This window comes from Sphingopyxis sp. GC21 (assembly GCF_025727575.1).
In the GTDB taxonomy this organism is placed as follows: Bacteria; Pseudomonadota; Alphaproteobacteria; order Sphingomonadales; family Sphingomonadaceae; genus Sphingopyxis; species Sphingopyxis terrae_A.
Genome location: NZ_CP095845.1, coordinates 2,734,856 through 2,749,682 on the forward strand (window position 1 = coordinate 2,734,856; position 14,827 = coordinate 2,749,682).

The following is a 14,827-nucleotide window of genomic DNA, read 5'->3' on the forward strand; positions in this document are numbered from 1 at the left end:
CCCGGGGATTGTCAGCGTTGCACCGCCATCGTCGGCGCCGTGAAACCCGCATTCGCCAGTTCGCGCTCGGCCTGCGTGAAGCCATAGGCCGGCACGACCTCGCCGCGGCGATCGGTGATGCGGTCCCATTCCGAAACCACGCGCGCGGCCGCATCCTCGCCGCGGCCCACGAACAGCCCGTCGGTCAGCGTGACATGCGCGCTCGCGAAATGCCCGGCCCCCGCACAGAGGATGGCGCGCGTCGGCGCGGTATCGCCGACCAGCGCGAGCAGCCCGGGGCTCACCGCCTCGGGCGCCAGCCGCGCCAACGCTTCCGGCGCGAGTACGCCGTCGGTCATCGCCGTCGCAGCGGTCGGCGCCAGACAATTGACCCGGATATTGTGCCGTTCGCCTTCGAGCGCGAGCGTCTGCATCAGGCCGACGAGTGCCATCTTGGCAGCGCCGTAATTGGCCTGGCCGAAATTGCCGTAGAGCCCCGACGAAGAGGTCGTCATCACGATGCGTCCGAAGCGTCGCTCGCGCATCTGGTCCCACACTGCCTTCGAACAGATGGCGGCGCCCATCAGATGGACGTCGATGACCAGACGGAAATCGTCGATGTCCATCTTCGCAAAGCTCTTGTCGCGCAGGATGCCGGCATTGTTGATCAATATGTCGATCCCGCCACATGCCGCGGTCACATCATCAACCATCGCCGCGACCTCAGCGGTGTCGGTAACCGAAGCGGGCGCCGCGATCGCTTGCCCGCCCGATGCGACGATCTCGCCCGTCACGGCTTCGGCGGCGGCGGCGTCGCGATCGTTGACGACAACGCGCGCGCCATGGCCTGCCAGCATCAGTGCGTGGGCGCGGCCCAGCCCGCCGCCCGCCCCGGTCACGATCGCTACCCGGTCCTGCAAGTCCTTCTTCATCGCCGCCCTCTCGCTTTCAAATCATAACTCACTTGTGAGTGAATTTACGCTGGTGCGCTGTCAGCCGCGGTAGACACGCAGCGCACGCTGGCTTTAACCCCTGTCCCGCTTTCGCTGCTCGCAAATTTCGCGGAAACCCGCCGCCATGAAGCGCGCCATCCGGTGCTTTACCGCTTCATAATCGTCCGACAGGCACAGGCCGTGCGACAATTTGTCGATACGCCCGGTCCGCGCGAGCGTGAGCATCAGCGCGCCGGTCACGAAGTGATAGCCCCAGAAAATATCTTCCTCGGCCGCGTCGGGCAGCGCCTTTTTCAATATGTCGATCAGCCGCAGGACCACGGGATCGAAATATTTGTCCATGAATTCCGCGCCTTCGGGGCTGTTCGACGCCTGCGCACCAAAGGCCCCGTAATTCTTCCACCCCTCGCCGCCCTGGATGTAGAGGTCGAGGTCTGTGTCGAGAAAGGCGTGCAGCGCACCTTCGACCGTCGGCTTGCCGGCGGCGGCGCGCTCATAATCGTCGAGCGCCTGCATCCGCCGATCGATCGTAACGACGGCGCGGCGCGCGAAAACGGCATCGAACAGCGTCTGCTTGTCGTCGAAATAATAGTTCAGCAGCGTGTGGTGCACGCCAACCTGCTTTGCGACATCCTTCAGCGTGACACCGTGAAAGCCATGCTTCGAAAACAGAAGTTCGGCGACGTCGAGAATCTGCTCCATCATTTCGGCGCGCTGTTCCGCCTTCGATGGCCGCTTTGCCGCAGTCTTTGCCTTCGACGCCAAATTCACTTCCTTCCGGGGCTTCGTTCAATCGGGTGCGACCGCGTGGGCCTACACCTGTCCATATTCCGCCCGCAATTGCATTTTGTCGATCTTGCCCGTCGGTGCGAGCGGCATCGCGGCCAGACGCACGACGGCATCGGGAACCCACCAGGATGCGACGCGGCCATCGAGCGAACCCAGCAGATCGGCATCGCTGATCGCATCGTCGCAGGTTTCGACGAGCAGGATCGGCCGCTCGCCCCATTTGGGATCGCTGCGTCCGATCACCGCGGCGAGCGACACTTGTGGCAGCCCCGCGACGATCGCCTCGATCTCGGCGGGATTGATCCACTCGCCGCCCGATTTGATCAGATCCTTGGCGCGCCCGGTAATGGTCAGATTGCCCCCGGCGTCGATCCGCGCGAGGTCGCCGGTGTCGAACCAGCCGTCGGCATCGGTCGCCGGCTCGCTCTGCCCGAAATAGCGTTCCACGACCGAACCGCCGCGCACGCGCAAATGCCCCTCGGCACCGCGCTGCTCGGCGAGCGCCCGTCCGTTACCGTCGGTGAGCAGCAGGTCGATGCCCATCGCGGGGCGCCCCGACAGATCCGGTCGCCGTGCCGGGTCGCCCGGCAGCGCCGCCGTCCCCAGCGGCGACAACTCCGTCATGCCCCAGCTCGTCTGCACCTCGACACCCAGCCGCCGTTCGATCCGGTCCATCAGCGCCGGCGGCATCGACGACCCGCCGACCAGGATACGCTCAAGCGTCGGCACCTCGCCGCCCTCGGCCTCCAGATGCTCGACTAGCCCCAGCCACACCGTCGGCACGCCGACCGCCGCGGTAACGCCTTCGGCCCGGATCAGCCGGGCAAGATGCGCGCCGTCGCTGTGCCGTCCGGGCAGCACCAGCTTGGCGCCGACGGCCGGTGCGGTGAAGGGAATTCCCCACGCATTGGCATGGAACATCGGCACGACGGGCATCACCGCATCGCGCGCGGTAATGCCGAGAACGTCGGCCTGAAGCTGGCGCATCGTGTGAAGATAGCAACCACGATGCGTGTAGGTGACGCCCTTTGGCGCGCCCGTGCTGCCCGATGTAAAGCACAGCCCCGACGGGGTATTCTCGTCGAAATCGCCCCACGGCACATCGGCGGCCGCGCCAATGATATGCGGTTCGAGCGCATCCTCCCCTTCGGCCTCGTCGAGCAAAAGAATGCGCGGCGGCGCGCCGAGGCCGCGCGTCGCATCGCGCGCCAGACCCAGAAGGTCGGCGCTCGCCAGCAGCACCGACGCTTCCGACTGGCGCAGCATCGACCCGAGCTGCGCCGGGGTCAGGCGCGGGTTGAGCGTGTGACAGATCGCGCCCATCCCCATGATGCCGTACCACGCCTCGACATGGCCCTGCGTATTCCAGGCCAGCGTCGCGACGCGCGCGCCCATTGCGATCCCGAGCGCCGCCAGCGCCGCTGAAACGCGCAGCGCACGGTCCCGCAGAACCGCATAGGCAATGCGCCGCACGCCGCCGTCCAGTCCCGCCGACACCACTTCGGCGCCGGGATGCCATTTCGCGGCATGGGAGAGGAATTTGTCGAGCGTCAGGGCATAGGACTGCATCGAACCGTCGATCATTGGCACCCCTCGGCCTTCGGCGACAACGGCGGCGCGATGATGCCGACGTTCCAGTTCCACGCTATATCGCCGGCCGCGCGGCGGCGGCAGACCACCGCCTCGTGCAGCGCCGCGGTGCCGGGGAAGAGATTGTGGCCAGCGCGCGGTGTATCCGCGAAATGCAGAAAGCCGCGATCGTCGGTATAGTCGGGCCAGTCCGGCCAACCCTTGGCCTGGGGCTTGCCGGTGGCGGCGAAGCTCGCCCAATAATCGCCCATCGCTTCGCTGAGCTTGCGCTCGGCCAGCGTGTCGGGAATTTTCGGCCACAGCGGCGGGGTCCGCGACGCGGTGCCGAATACATAGGGCAGTTCGGAGGCGTGAAAGGCGTGGAGATTCCACTCCTGGGTCGCGGGATAGCCATGATCGAAGAGATAGAAATAGGCTCCCTTCCCCGCCGCCGCCTGGTCGGAAACCAGCCGCTCGGCGGTCCAGCCGTACATCGCATCGCGCGTCGCCGCGAGCATGCTTTCGTCGATGTTCTTGGCCGGATAGCGCGCGAGGAACATGTCGGCGAACTCGCCATAGCCAGCGCGAACCGCCGCCTGATAAGCGGCCGCATCGGCCGGCGGCTTCGGCAAGAGAAAGCGCAGCGACCGGATTTCGCCGCTGTTGAAACCCGCCAATATCGGCACCGGCGCCTGTTCACCGCGATCGAAGCTGTCGACGAGCTGGCGCGGCACCGTCTTGCCGTCGATCGCCGGAAAGGGGAAATAGCCCGTCGTCGGCACCTTGTCGGCGATCGTCTCGGCGGGCAGCGCCCGCAGCGCCGCAAGATCGGTCGCCCCAAGCTTGGCGGCCAGATCACTCCCCTGCTCTTCGGCCGGAACCATGCCGTTGACCCGGTCGCGCAGTGCGGGTGCCGACACCATATAGGCGCTCTGTGCCACCGCCTTGGCGAACAGGCCGCGCGCAGCGGGTGCCGTCATCAGATACATCACGCTGAGCGCACCGGCCGATTCGCCCGCGACGGTGACATTCGCCGCATTGCCCCCGAAGGCGCCGATGTTGCGCTTCACCCATTGCAGCGCCGCAATCTGGTCGAGCAGGCCGTAATTGCCCGACACATGATCGGGCGCCTCGGCGCTGAGCGCCGGGTGCGCGAAATAGCCGAACATGCCGAGCCGGTAGTTGATCGTCACCACGACAATCCCGCGCCGCGCCAGCGCGCTGCCGTCATAAATCGGTTCGGCACCCGATCCCGCCATCAGCGATCCGCCGTGTATCCAAACGAACACCGGCGCATTTTTCGCATTTTCGGGCGCCCAGACGTTGAGCGACAGGCAATCCTCGCTCATCGCGGGCAAGCTTCCCGCATAGATATTCCCGGCGCGCGGCTTGGGCTGCATGCACGCGGCACCGAACTGACTTGCGTCACGCACCCCGTCCCAGTCCGCCGCCGCCACCGGGGGGCGCCAGCGGCGCTCCCCGACGGGGGCCTGGGCATAGGGAATGCCGCGGAATATGCGGACGTCGCGTTCCACTACGCCGCGCACGCTGCCCGCGGGGGCCGCGACCAGCGGATCGGCATCCGCCGCCGCCGCGATCGGGGCCGGGAGAAGAAGCGAGAGCGCGAGCGCGCAGATCCGCAAGCGGGGCATGATGTCTCTCCTGCTCCGGCCGATCAGAAGCGATAGTCCGCGCGAACGCCGACGGTGCGCGGGCGCATCCGGGCGTAGCGACCGTCGAGGAAGGCTTCGGGATGGACGTAGGTGATCGAACTGTCGTTGAAGAGATTTTCGACATAGGCGGTCAGCCCGAGCGCGCCGAGCTTGACCCCCGCGTAAAGGTTCACGTTGGTCCAGGCCTCGGTATAATCGAAGGTCGGGCTGACCACATTGGGCTTGCCCGGCACGTTCGGGAACTGGTTGGGGAATGACCCCGCATGCGACACGTTCACCGCGCCGAAGCCGCTGTTGCTGCCGGCCATCTGGAAATCATAGCGCAGCGTTGCCGAGCCCTGGAAATGGGGCGAGGCCAGCCGGGTGCCGACTTCGGCGCCCGAAATGGCCGCCTCGACCGCCGTCAGCTTGGTAACCTTCGCCTCATTGAACGATCCGTTGACCGCGAGGCTGAGGCCCTGGATGGGCCGCGCCATGATCTCGAACTCCAGACCATAGCTTTCGGCGCCCCCGATATTGGTCGCGAACTGGATCGAATCCGACACGCGGTTCGCCTGGACCTGGATATTCTTCCAGTCGATATAGTAGGCGGCCAGATTGGCGGTCAGATCGCCGCCCAGCCACCGGCCCTTTAGTCCGGCCTCATAGTTGGTCACGCTGTCCGAACGGGCGCCGCTGGGGATGACGATATCATTGGGGTCGATCGTGCTCACCAGCCCAGCGCGCGCATTGACCACCGGGGTGCGGAAGCCGGTCGACACCGTGACATAGGTCGTCAGATCCTCGCTCGGCTTCCACGACGCGCTCGCCTTCCACGACAGGCGGTCGTCCGAAACCTTCAGCCCCTCGGCATAGGGGATCGAGGTGATCGCGAGCGGCGGCACATAAAAGCCGCACGCCGCCGGGAAGGACAGGCAATAGGCGATGGTCAGGTAATTGCTATTGTAGCCGCCGCCGCGGGTGAAGCTTTGCACTTGCGTATTGCCGTAGCGCAGCCCGCCGGTGATCCAGAATTTGTCGCTGAACTTGTAGGTCAGCTCGCCGAAGCCCGCGACCTCGTTCTGGTCGGTATAGCTGTTGAAGCGCTGATAATATTCGTCCGGCAGCCCGACGATATTCTTCGCTGCTAGATATTCGGGGCTCGACCGGTAGGCGAAATCGACGCTCCGGCGCTTGTCATAATAGAAGAAGCCCGCAACCCACTGGAACGGCCCGTCGCCGCGCGAGACGAGCCGCGTTTCCTGAACGAACAGATCGTCATAACCATAGGCGTCGAGCGCGAAGGGGAAGGCCTGCGCATAGGTGCCGGCCAGGTCGACATAGAAGGACGCATCATAGGTCGACAGCGTCGTCGAACTGATCAGCTCGGCGAAATCAAACTCGTAATTGACCGTGAGATTATAGTTGGTGAGCTTGCCCTGAAACAGGTCGGGCCGGTCCGAATTGCGCACGAACTTGCCAAGCGTTGGGTTGATCAGGCCCGAATCGGCGGGCTTGCTGTTCTCATAGGAAATGAGCAGCTTCACCTTCATCCGGTCGCTCGGCCGCATCAGCAGGATCGCGCGGCCGCCATAGGCTTCAAGGCTGTTCGAATCCTTGATCCCGGTGCCGATATTGTCGACCCAGCCGTCTTCGTTGCGATAATAGCCGGTGATGCGAAGACCCATTTCGTCCTGCATGATCGGCACGTTGACCATCGCATTATAGCGCTGGCGCAGCGAACTCGATCCCGTCAGCCCCAGATCGACGCTCGCCGATGCGGCAAAAGCGTTGAGGTCGGGGCTCTTCGTAATGATCCGCATCGCACCCGCCAGCGAGTTCGATCCGAACAGCGTCCCCTGCGGCCCGCGCAGAAACTCGACGCGCTCGACGTCGTAGAGATTGGGATCGAGGATGGTCGAATTGCCGTTCGCCGAGATCGGCAGTTCGTCGACATATATGGCAACCGCACTCTGCAGCCCCGCCGAATAGCCGTTGGTGTTGATGCCGCGGGCAGTGAAATTGTTGAAATTCTGCGTCGGACGGTTGACGACGATGCCGGGCGTATTCTGCGCGATACCTTCATAACCGACGATGCCCAGATCGTCGAGCTCGCGCTGGCCGAACGCCGTGACGCTGAGCGGCACGTCTTGCAGACGTTCGCTACGGCGCGTCGCGGTGACGATGATATCTTCGCTGGGCCGCGCGCCGTCCCGTGCCGCCTCGTCGGCGGGCGGCGGCGCGTCGGACGACTGGGCCTGGGCAGCAACGGGTAGCGCGAACAGGGCGACCGCCGAAGCGGACACGAGCAACGGTGCCTTCATGAAACCTCTCCCTCCTGGACGACCTTATCGAAGCCGTCTCTGCCCCGGATTTATGACCGCGGCCCGCTTCGATGTCAACACTCACTCACATGTGCGTGAATAAATGAAATGCCGCACGGGTGAAGCGGGCGAGCGCCGTTGCGATGCCTGGATATCTCGAACGGGGTAGGAAGCGAACGTTGCCACTTTCCCTAACCGCTCACCCTGAGCTTGTCGAAGGGTGGCCTGTGAACACCCTTCGACAAGCTCAGGGTGAGCGGAAATGTGGCGCCGCATAGTCCTCGCTTCTCGTCATGCTGAACTTGTTTCAGCATCCTTGGACGGAGCTTTCGTCCGGCGCAGCGCAAAAGGAAATGGCGGACCATGGATCCTGAAACAAGTTCAGGATGACGATGCCGTGAATGTCGCGCTTCGGTCGTTTCCGGTGGGAGCGAAAATGTCGTAGCCGAACGCCAGCGGCAATGTCGCACCATAAAGAGCAACGGAAAATGGCGCGCCCGGCAGGATTCGAACCTGCGACCACCCGCTTAGAAGGCGGGTGCTCTATCCAGCTGAGCTACGGGCGCGTGCACCAAGGCTGTGGATCGCGCGAATAGCGTGGTTTGCGAGGGCTGCAAAGCCGGTTAAGCAATGCGTCGATGACCGAGTCTCCGCCGCCCGCCCATCCCGTGCACGTCCGCGCCGCCAGCGTGCACCAGTTCCGCTATTATGATCTGGTGATGGCGGCCTTTGTCGCGATCCTGCTGCTCAGCAACATCATCGGGGCATCGAAACCGAGCTATGTCACCCTGCCCTGGGGCACCGAATGGGCCTTTGGCGCGGGCGTGCTCTTCTTTCCGATCAGCTATATCATCGGCGACGTCCTGACCGAGGTTTATGGCTATGCGCGGGCGCGCCGGGTGATCTGGACCGGGTTCGCCGCGCTCGTCTTCATGGCGTTCATGGCATGGGTCGTCGTCGCGCTGCCGCCGGCGCGCGACTGGCCGGGGCAAGCGGCCTATGAATTCGTGTTCGGCAACAGCTGGCGCATCGTCATCGCCTCGATGACCGCCTTCTGGGTCGGCGAATTCGCCAACAGCTATGTCCTCGCGCGCATGAAGCTGTGGACCGGGGGCCGGCATCTGTGGATGCGCACCATCGGTTCGACGATCGTCGGCCAAGGGCTCGACAGCCTGATCTTCTACCCGCTCGCCTTTTACGGACTCGCCGGCTGGCCTCCCGAGCAGCTTTATCAGGTCGTGCTGTCGCAATGGTTCATCAAGACCGCCTGGGAGGCGGCGCTGACCCCCGTCACCTATCTGGTGGTCGGCACGCTCAAGCGCCGCGAGGGCGTCGACGTGTTTGACGAGGGAACCGATTTTACCCCCTTCCGCGCCAAGGTCTGATCCGCGTGACGCTGACCCTGCTCGCCGCGCTGTTCGAGGAGCACAAGCTGTCGATCGTCGCCTCGGTCGGGCTCGGCAAGGACGCGCTGCATATCTATTTCGGGCTGGCGCTGTTTCTGGCGGTGCGGCTGATCTGGCGGCGGCGCGGTGGCGGACTGATCGCCTGGGTTGCGGTACTTGTCATGGCGTGCGGCGGCGAATGGCTCGACCTTCAGGCCGAGATCGGCCGCTCGGCGATCCAGCCCGACGCCGCGCACTGGCACGATATCTGGAACACGATGTTCTGGCCGACGGCGCTGTTGATCGTCGGACGCTGGCTGGGGCCGCGCGCCGATGCGCCAGCGCCGGCGGCTATATCAGGCGAGAACGCCGAGCGCAGCTTCGAACAGGCGTAGCCCATCGGTGCCACCATGCGCGCGGTCGATCGCGCGTTCGGGATGCGGCATCATGCCGAGGACATTGCCCGCATCGTTGAGCACGCCTGCGATGGCGCGTGCCGAGCCGTTGACGCTGTCGGCATAGCGAAAGGCCACGCGCCCCTCGCCCTCGATACGGTCGAGCGTGTCGGCGTCGGCGAAATAATTGCCGTCATGATGGGCGACCGGAATATGGATTGTCTCGTCCGCGCGATAGGCGGCGGTGAACAGCGACTGGCTGTTGGCGACAGTCAGCGGCACCGTGCGGCAGACGAAATTGAGGCCCGCGTTGCGCATCAGCGCGCCCGGCAGCAACTGCGCCTCGGTCAGCACCTGAAAGCCGTTACACACGCCCAGCACCGGCACGCCGCGCGCCGCAGCGTCGGCGACGGCGCGCAGGATCGGCGACCGCGCCGCCATCGCGCCCGAGCGCAGATAATCGCCATAGGAGAAGCCGCCAGGCAGCGCGATGAAATCGGTGCCGTCCGGAAGCGCCGTCTCGCGGTGCCAAACCATCGCGGGCTTGACGCCGGTCACGGTTTCGAGCGCGACGGCCATGTCGCGATCGCAGTTGGAGCCGGGAAAGACGATTACGGCGGTCTTCATGAGCAAGGCTCCTTCGCGGTGGTCAGGCGCGTTCGATGCGGTAGTTTTCGATCACCGTGTTGGCGAGCAGCTTTGCGCACATCGCGTCGAGATCGGCATCGCTGGTGCCGTCGGCGACGTCGAGTTCGATGAAGCGGCCGGCGCGCACATCGGCCACGCCGCCGAAGCCCAGCCCTTCGAGCGCATGATGGATCGCCTTGCCCTGCGGGTCGAGCACCCCGGGCTTGAGCGTCACATAGACATTCACTTTCATGGGCGCGTACCTTCATGTTTCGGCCGGGCGGGTTCGGGCCGGGGAGGATGGGCGCGCCTATGCCCGCGAATCGCCGCGCGGGCAAGGGGCCAGCGCGGCAAATCGGCCGCATCAGGGAAATGCGAACCGCTCGCAACTTTCCTGTTGCGAATCCCTCGCACTATCCCTAGATCAGCCTTGTTGAGAAGGATTCGCACATGGTCGTCTGTGTCTGCAACGCAATAAGGGAACGCGATTTGCGCGACGTCGCAAAGGACGGCGAGTTGCGCTGCGCCAAGGCCGCCTATGCGCAACTGGGTCGCAAACCCAAATGCGGTCAATGCCTGCCTTTCGCTCGCAATATCATCAGCGACATCACGGCGACCGCCTGAATTTTTCCAAGATTTCCGCCACTTTTCAGCTTGGCTTGAACGGGTCGGGGGGCCTATAATCCTGTCTTCTCACCCCACCCGACAAGGACAGGACGGACAATGAAGGGCGACCCCAAGGTCATCGATTTTCTCAACGAAGCGCTCAAGAACGAGCTGACGGCGATCAACCAATATTGGCTGCACTATCGCATGCTCGACAATTGGGGCGTCGCGCGACTTGCGCATTTCGAGCGCGAGGAATCGATCGACGAGATGAAGCACGCCGACAAGCTGGCCGACCGCATCCTCTTTCTGGGCGGCCTGCCCAATTTCCAGCTGCTCGGACGGCTGCGCGTCGGCGAAACGGTCGAAGAGATCCTCAAGGCCGACCTCGCGCTCGAGGAAGAAGCGATCCCGCTGCTCAAGGACGCGATCGCGCATAGCGAAAGCGTGCGCGACTATGTCAGCCGCGATCTGTTCGCCGACATTCTGGAAAGCGAAGAGCATCATGTCGACGAGCTGGAGAAGCAGTTCGAGATGATCGAGCGCATGGGAATGGAAAATTACGTCCAGCTCCAGTCGAAGCCCGCCGGCGACGACTGACGCCGGAACGACAAAAATCCACGGATTTTTTGGGGGCGCCTGCGGGCGCCTCATTTTTTGCTTGTTTTTGCGAATGATTATCAATAGCTCTGTTTACGCAGTCCCCTCCTGCCGGCTGCTGCGGCCCTGCGGCAGCCGGCATCTTTTTCGGACGGACCAGGCTGCATGCCGATGCGCCGCGGATTTGGGCCATCGATGGGAGGAATGATGGAAGCCAGCACGCTTGTCCGCCGCCTGACCGAACAGCCGTTCGTACGCGAACTGCCGGTCGATGCGGCGCAGGCGGTCCTCGCGCTGCGCTATTGCGTGCTGTGCCATCGCAGCGAGCGCGACCCGATGCCCGAACTCGAACGGCGCTGGGGCAACATCCTCGCGGCGCGCCGCTACCGTCTCGTCGTGGAGGCGATCGTTCATTGCTGGCCCGACCCCTTCGCGGTCGCCCCGCCCTGCTGCCCGCGCGCCAGCTTCGACGAAGCGTTGCTCGCGGCGCTGGTCGGTGCCGCCGGTCGCGACGACCGCGCGGCGTTCGACTGGCTCAGCGCCGAAATGCTGGGCGGCGACGCGCGCGAAACGCTGTTCGTCGCGCTCGGCAATTTCCTCCGCGCCAAGGCGCCGCGCCGCGCGCCGAATGCCTAAGATTCGCCAACAAAGAGAGCCCGGCACAGCGGCCGGGCCCGAGGAGTGTTTCGCGGTTTCGGCCTATTCGGCGGGGACCGGCTTGCGCGCGGTGATCATGCCTTCGACCTTCGTTCCGTCCGCACGGACCGGGTCATGCGCGACGTCGCTGTCGTCGAACACCTTGGTCCAGGCCGCAAATTCGAGGCAAACGCCGTCGGGGTCGAAGAAATAGACCGAACGGACGAACACATCGTCGTTCATCTCGTCCGACGATTGCGTCGGCGAATTGTCGTGGTTCAGGATCTTGGTGACCTTGACGCCCTTTTCGACGAGGCGGTCGTAATATTCATCGAAGCGCTCGGCGGGCACGTTGATCGCGATATGGTTCATCGATCCGTGCGCCGACATGAAATTGCCCTGCGTCGGCAGCGCTTCGGGCGCCGAGATTCCCGGCACCGCTTCGGGCGCACCGTCGAACCAGAAAAAGGCCAGGCTGTCGCCATTGCCGATATCGAAGAAGAAATGCTGGCCGCGATTGCCGGGAAGGTCGATCGTCTTGGTCAGCGGCATGCCCAGAATGTCGCGGTAGAATTCCACCGTCCTGGCCATGTCCTTGCACACGAGCGCGAGGTGGTTGACCCCGCAAAATTCGAATTCCTTGTTCGCTTCTGCCATCGTCCGTCTCCTTTGCGTCTCAGTTCGGATTGGCGCCGGGGCGGGCCTTCATGCCCTGGTACCAGCGCAGGATATTCCTGTTGTCGGGGTCGAGCGGTTGACCGACGCTCGCGCCGAAATCGAGGAAAGCGAAGAGCATGATGTCGGCGAGCGTCAGGCGGTCGCCGGCGATGAACGCGCGATCGGCGATCAGCGGATCGAGCCATTTGAGCCCGTCCTGTGCCATCGCCTTCAGCCCCGCCGCGGCTTCGGGCAGACAGCGCATGCGCGGTTCGAACAGCGGCAGTCCCTCCGCAAAGCGAAAGCCGTTGGTCAGTGGTTCGCAAATCTTGAGGTCGACGCGCCGCGTCCACATCCGCGTCGCCGCGCGCTCCTCGGCCGTCGTGCCGATCAGCGCCGGATCGGGGAAGCGCTCCTCGAGATATTCGCAGATCGCGGTAATCTCGGTCAGTACCCTTCCGTCGTCGAGCTCGAGCGCCGGGGTCTGCCCCGCCGGGTTCACGCTGCTGTTATAGGGGGGGCGCCGGTTTTCACCGCCGCGCAGGTCAACCTCGACCTCGGGCAGGCTGATCCCCTTTTCCGCCATGAACAGTTTCACGACACGGGGATTGGGGCCGACGCTATTATAGAATTTCATGGCCATCCTCTCAGTATCCTTCTAGCAGCTTCCGGCATAACCGTCAACTTAATTGACGAATATGCCGGAGCGCGGCCAGCGGACGCGGTAGAGCGTCCCGGTGGTCGACGCGGTGATATAGGCGTCGCGCCGATCGGCGCCGCCAAACGCAATGTTGGTCACGCCGATATCGGGGAGCGGCAGAAACTCCGACCCGCCGCCATCGGGATCGAAGATGGTGATGCCGCCTTCGACCATTGTGCCGACGCAGATGCGGCCGCTTTCCTCGACCGCAAGGCTGTCGAGCAGGCGGAAGGCGGGCGGCGTGCCGACGAACCGGCCCGGCGCCCACGGCGGCGGCGGCGCGAGCTGGCCCGGTGCCACCACCTCCATCGCCCAGACGCGCGCGGTCATGGTCTCGCTGACATAGAGCGTCTTGCTGTCGGGGGAGAGGCCGATGCCGTTCGGACCGATCATCTCGGCGCGCTGGCGCGTGATCGAGGAGCCGTCGATGCGGGCATGATAGATGGCGCCATGATCGCGCCCGCTGCCGCGCACCTGACCATGGTCGGTGAACCAGAAGCCGCCCTCGCGATCGAAGACGATGTCGTTCGGCCCCTTCAGCCGCTCGCCCTCGAAACTGTCGTAGAGCGTCGTCACCGCCCCGCTGGCGAGGTCGACCCGCTGGATCGAGCCGCAGGCGGCGTCGTGCGCGGCATGACCGGGAAAGAGCAGCGGCCCCCCCCGGGTCCACTGGAACCCGCCATTGTTGCAGACATAGGCAGCACCATCGGGGCCGATCGCCACGCCATTGGGCCCGCCGCCAAGCTCGGCCACGACCGACAGGCTTCCGTCCGGGGCGACGCGGGTCAGCGTGCCGCGCGCAATCTCTACAAGCAGCACCGACCCGTCGGGCATCGGCACCGGCCCTTCGGGAAAGCGCAGGCCGGTGGCGACGACCTCGGGCGCGCCGAAGTCGCTCATTCGGGTTTCGACCGCGGCGCGCTCAGGAAGTCGGCGGCATCGAAGCCTTCGGGGGCCGCGACCTCGACGATCGGATCTTCGCGCGCGTCGAACTCCATGCGCAGCGCGCGGGTGATGACCGCGTGCATGTCATAGAGGCAGGTGATGTAGGTGAATTCGAAAATCTGCTCGTCGTTCCAGAAGGTCTTGAGCTTGTCGAACACCGCCGTCGGGACGCGGCCGTTCGCCTGGCTGAGGCAATCGGCATAGGCAAGGACGGCGCGTTCCTGATCGTTATAGCAATCGGCGACCTGCCAATGGGCGATCGATGCGATCTTCTCTTCGCTGACCCCCAGGCCGCGCAGCGACTTGCAATGCTGCGAAAAGACAAACTGGCTGCCCTTCACCCAGCCCGCGCGCGTCTGCCCAAGCTCGCGCAGCACCGGGTCGATCGAACGCGCCGGATTGCGATAGACCGCGAAACCGTCGACCGCATGTTTGAAGATGTCGGGCGACAGCGCATAGACGGTCCACCAATCGCCCGGCGTGCCGGTCGCGGTGCCGGGTTCGGCCACCGGGTCGCGGTCGCCGAACAGGCGCTGATAATAAGCGAGAACGATCTCGTCGGTCACTTCGGACCGGGGCACCTGGCGCAAGACGGGCATGAAACGGACTCCTCAGGCGTTGGCAAATTTGCGGAATTCGGCGACGTGCGCGCTGTCGAAATATTCGTCGAGGCGCGTGATCCGGCCGTTTTCTACCTCGCAGATGATGGCGCACGGCAGGCGCACCGGGCCGTCGTCGTGAACGCGGCGCCCCTTCAGCACATGCTGCTGGACAAAACCTCCCGGAAAGGTGGTCAGGCGGCGGTCGGCATATTCGCGGTCCTTGATGCGCGCGACCATCCCGGTCAGCGTCTGCGCCGTCTGCGCCGGGGTCACGATCAGTTCGTCGGTATTGTGCCATATCTCGGCATCGGGCGTGAAACTGTTCTGCATCGTTTCGATATCGCCCTGCTCGATCGCGTCGAAGAAGCGCGTCGCCATGGCGCGAATGTCGTCCTGTTCGTTCATCAG

Annotated in this window: 17 protein-coding genes and 1 tRNA gene; 5 read left to right on the forward strand and 13 right to left on the reverse strand. The window is 64.6% G+C overall.

The annotated features are described in order from the left end of the window. Window positions 1-11: 11 nt before the first annotated feature. From MU856_RS13255 to MU856_RS13280, 6 genes are all read right to left on the reverse strand, one after another. Window positions 12-911, reverse strand: a complete 900-nt coding sequence (locus MU856_RS13255; protein WP_062900788.1) for an SDR family NAD(P)-dependent oxidoreductase — start codon at window positions 909-911, stop codon at window positions 12-14. Between the two features lie 93 nt (window positions 912-1,004). After that, window positions 1,005-1,697 (reverse strand): TetR/AcrR family transcriptional regulator, encoded by a 693-nt coding sequence (locus MU856_RS13260; RefSeq protein ID WP_082820024.1) that lies wholly within the window; start codon window positions 1,695-1,697, stop codon window positions 1,005-1,007. 48 nt (window positions 1,698-1,745) lie between these two features. After that, window positions 1,746-3,305 (reverse strand): AMP-binding protein, encoded by a 1,560-nt coding sequence (locus MU856_RS13265; RefSeq protein ID WP_062902985.1) that lies wholly within the window; start codon window positions 3,303-3,305, stop codon window positions 1,746-1,748. After that, window positions 3,302-4,942, reverse strand: a complete 1,641-nt coding sequence (locus MU856_RS13270; RefSeq protein ID WP_062900789.1) for a carboxylesterase/lipase family protein — start codon at window positions 4,940-4,942, stop codon at window positions 3,302-3,304. The genes MU856_RS13265 and MU856_RS13270 overlap by 4 nt, the downstream gene beginning before the upstream one ends. A 23-nt stretch (window positions 4,943-4,965) precedes the next feature. Then, window positions 4,966-7,266, reverse strand: coding sequence for a TonB-dependent receptor (locus MU856_RS13275; protein WP_263587731.1), 2,301 nt, complete (start codon window positions 7,264-7,266; stop codon window positions 4,966-4,968). Window positions 7,267-7,755: 489 nt separating this feature from the next. Continuing rightward, window positions 7,756-7,832: transfer RNA gene (locus tag MU856_RS13280), tRNA-Arg, on the reverse strand. Between the two features lie 72 nt (window positions 7,833-7,904). Here MU856_RS13280 and MU856_RS13285 point away from each other — a divergent pair. Together MU856_RS13285 and MU856_RS13290 are read left to right on the forward strand one after the other, a co-directional pair. Then, on the forward strand, window positions 7,905-8,651 hold the full coding sequence (locus tag MU856_RS13285) for a queuosine precursor transporter (protein ID WP_062901866.1): 747 nt from the start codon (window positions 7,905-7,907) through the stop codon (window positions 8,649-8,651). Between the two features lie 5 nt (window positions 8,652-8,656). Next, window positions 8,657-9,046, forward strand: coding sequence for a hypothetical protein (locus tag MU856_RS13290; RefSeq protein ID WP_263587732.1), 390 nt, complete (start codon window positions 8,657-8,659; stop codon window positions 9,044-9,046). On the opposite strand, the gene purQ is transcribed toward MU856_RS13290, so the two are convergent. Continuing rightward, entirely contained in the window at window positions 9,008-9,673 is a 666-nt protein-coding gene (gene purQ / locus MU856_RS13295) for a phosphoribosylformylglycinamidine synthase subunit PurQ (protein ID WP_062768115.1), read from the reverse strand. The two genes, MU856_RS13290 and purQ, sit on opposite strands and share 39 nt — an antisense overlap. Window positions 9,674-9,695: 22 nt before the next feature. Next, window positions 9,696-9,926, reverse strand: a complete 231-nt coding sequence (purS, locus tag MU856_RS13300) for a phosphoribosylformylglycinamidine synthase subunit PurS (protein ID WP_058812514.1) — start codon at window positions 9,924-9,926, stop codon at window positions 9,696-9,698. 197 nt (window positions 9,927-10,123) lie between these two features. Between purS and MU856_RS13305 the strand changes: the two genes are divergently transcribed. The 3 genes from MU856_RS13305 (at window position 10,124) to MU856_RS13315 (ending at window position 11,515) form a co-directional block, all read left to right on the forward strand. Then, entirely contained in the window at window positions 10,124-10,297 is a 174-nt protein-coding gene (locus tag MU856_RS13305; RefSeq protein ID WP_263587733.1) for a bacterioferritin-associated ferredoxin, read from the forward strand. Between the two features lie 99 nt (window positions 10,298-10,396). Beyond that, window positions 10,397-10,879, forward strand: coding sequence for a bacterioferritin (gene bfr / locus MU856_RS13310; RefSeq protein ID WP_003049525.1), 483 nt, complete (start codon window positions 10,397-10,399; stop codon window positions 10,877-10,879). A gap of 204 nt (window positions 10,880-11,083) precedes the next feature. Further along, entirely contained in the window at window positions 11,084-11,515 is a 432-nt protein-coding gene (locus MU856_RS13315; RefSeq protein WP_263587734.1) for an addiction module antidote protein, read from the forward strand. Between the two features lie 63 nt (window positions 11,516-11,578). Here MU856_RS13315 and MU856_RS13320 read toward each other — a convergent pair whose 3' ends face one another. Genes MU856_RS13320 through MU856_RS13340 form a run of 5 tightly spaced genes read right to left on the reverse strand, consistent with a single transcriptional unit; the run spans window position 11,579 to window position 14,824 of the window. Next, window positions 11,579-12,172, reverse strand: coding sequence for a VOC family protein (locus MU856_RS13320; protein WP_058812516.1), 594 nt, complete (start codon window positions 12,170-12,172; stop codon window positions 11,579-11,581). A 19-nt stretch (window positions 12,173-12,191) separates the two neighbouring features. Beyond that, a complete protein-coding gene (locus MU856_RS13325; RefSeq protein WP_263587735.1) occupies window positions 12,192-12,815 on the reverse strand; it encodes a glutathione S-transferase family protein in 624 nt (207 codons plus the stop codon). Between the two features lie 42 nt (window positions 12,816-12,857). Further along, window positions 12,858-13,772: an SMP-30/gluconolactonase/LRE family protein gene (locus MU856_RS13330; RefSeq protein ID WP_263587736.1), complete on the reverse strand. Its 915-nt coding sequence runs from the start codon at window positions 13,770-13,772 to the stop codon at window positions 12,858-12,860. After that, window positions 13,769-14,416: a carboxymuconolactone decarboxylase family protein gene (locus tag MU856_RS13335; protein ID WP_058812518.1), complete on the reverse strand. Its 648-nt coding sequence runs from the start codon at window positions 14,414-14,416 to the stop codon at window positions 13,769-13,771. The genes MU856_RS13330 and MU856_RS13335 overlap by 4 nt, the downstream gene beginning before the upstream one ends. 12 nt (window positions 14,417-14,428) lie before the next feature. Continuing rightward, the gene (locus tag MU856_RS13340) at window positions 14,429-14,824 is read right to left on the reverse strand and encodes a nuclear transport factor 2 family protein (RefSeq protein ID WP_058812519.1); all 396 of its coding nucleotides are present in this window, start codon (window positions 14,822-14,824) and stop codon (window positions 14,429-14,431) included. Window positions 14,825-14,827: the final 3 nt, after the last annotated feature.

Excerpts from the sequence above, each read along its gene's own strand:
- MU856_RS13270 (WP_062900789.1), bottom strand. The coding sequence starts at position 4,942 with ATGCCCCGCTTGCGGATCTGCGCGCTCGCGCTCTCGCTTCTTCTCCCG.
- MU856_RS13285 (WP_062901866.1), top strand. The coding sequence starts at position 7,905 with ATGACCGAGTCTCCGCCGCCCGCCCATCCCGTGCACGTCCGCGCCGCC.
- MU856_RS13320 (WP_058812516.1), bottom strand. The coding sequence starts at position 12,172 with ATGGCAGAAGCGAACAAGGAATTCGAATTTTGCGGGGTCAACCACCTC.
- MU856_RS13255 (WP_062900788.1), bottom strand. The coding sequence starts at position 911 with ATGAAGAAGGACTTGCAGGACCGGGTAGCGATCGTGACCGGGGCGGGC.
- MU856_RS13265 (WP_062902985.1), bottom strand. The coding sequence starts at position 3,305 with ATGATCGACGGTTCGATGCAGTCCTATGCCCTGACGCTCGACAAATTC.
- MU856_RS13340 (WP_058812519.1), bottom strand. The coding sequence starts at position 14,824 with ATGAACGAACAGGACGACATTCGCGCCATGGCGACGCGCTTCTTCGAC.
- MU856_RS13305 (WP_263587733.1), top strand. The coding sequence starts at position 10,124 with ATGGTCGTCTGTGTCTGCAACGCAATAAGGGAACGCGATTTGCGCGAC.
- MU856_RS13330 (WP_263587736.1), bottom strand. The coding sequence starts at position 13,772 with ATGAGCGACTTCGGCGCGCCCGAGGTCGTCGCCACCGGCCTGCGCTTT.
- bfr (WP_003049525.1), top strand. The coding sequence starts at position 10,397 with ATGAAGGGCGACCCCAAGGTCATCGATTTTCTCAACGAAGCGCTCAAG.
- MU856_RS13315 (WP_263587734.1), top strand. The coding sequence starts at position 11,084 with ATGATGGAAGCCAGCACGCTTGTCCGCCGCCTGACCGAACAGCCGTTC.
- purS (WP_058812514.1), bottom strand. The coding sequence starts at position 9,926 with ATGAAAGTGAATGTCTATGTGACGCTCAAGCCCGGGGTGCTCGACCCG.
- purQ (WP_062768115.1), bottom strand. The coding sequence starts at position 9,673 with ATGAAGACCGCCGTAATCGTCTTTCCCGGCTCCAACTGCGATCGCGAC.
- MU856_RS13325 (WP_263587735.1), bottom strand. The coding sequence starts at position 12,815 with ATGGCCATGAAATTCTATAATAGCGTCGGCCCCAATCCCCGTGTCGTG.
- MU856_RS13335 (WP_058812518.1), bottom strand. The coding sequence starts at position 14,416 with ATGCCCGTCTTGCGCCAGGTGCCCCGGTCCGAAGTGACCGACGAGATC.
- MU856_RS13275 (WP_263587731.1), bottom strand. The coding sequence starts at position 7,266 with ATGAAGGCACCGTTGCTCGTGTCCGCTTCGGCGGTCGCCCTGTTCGCG.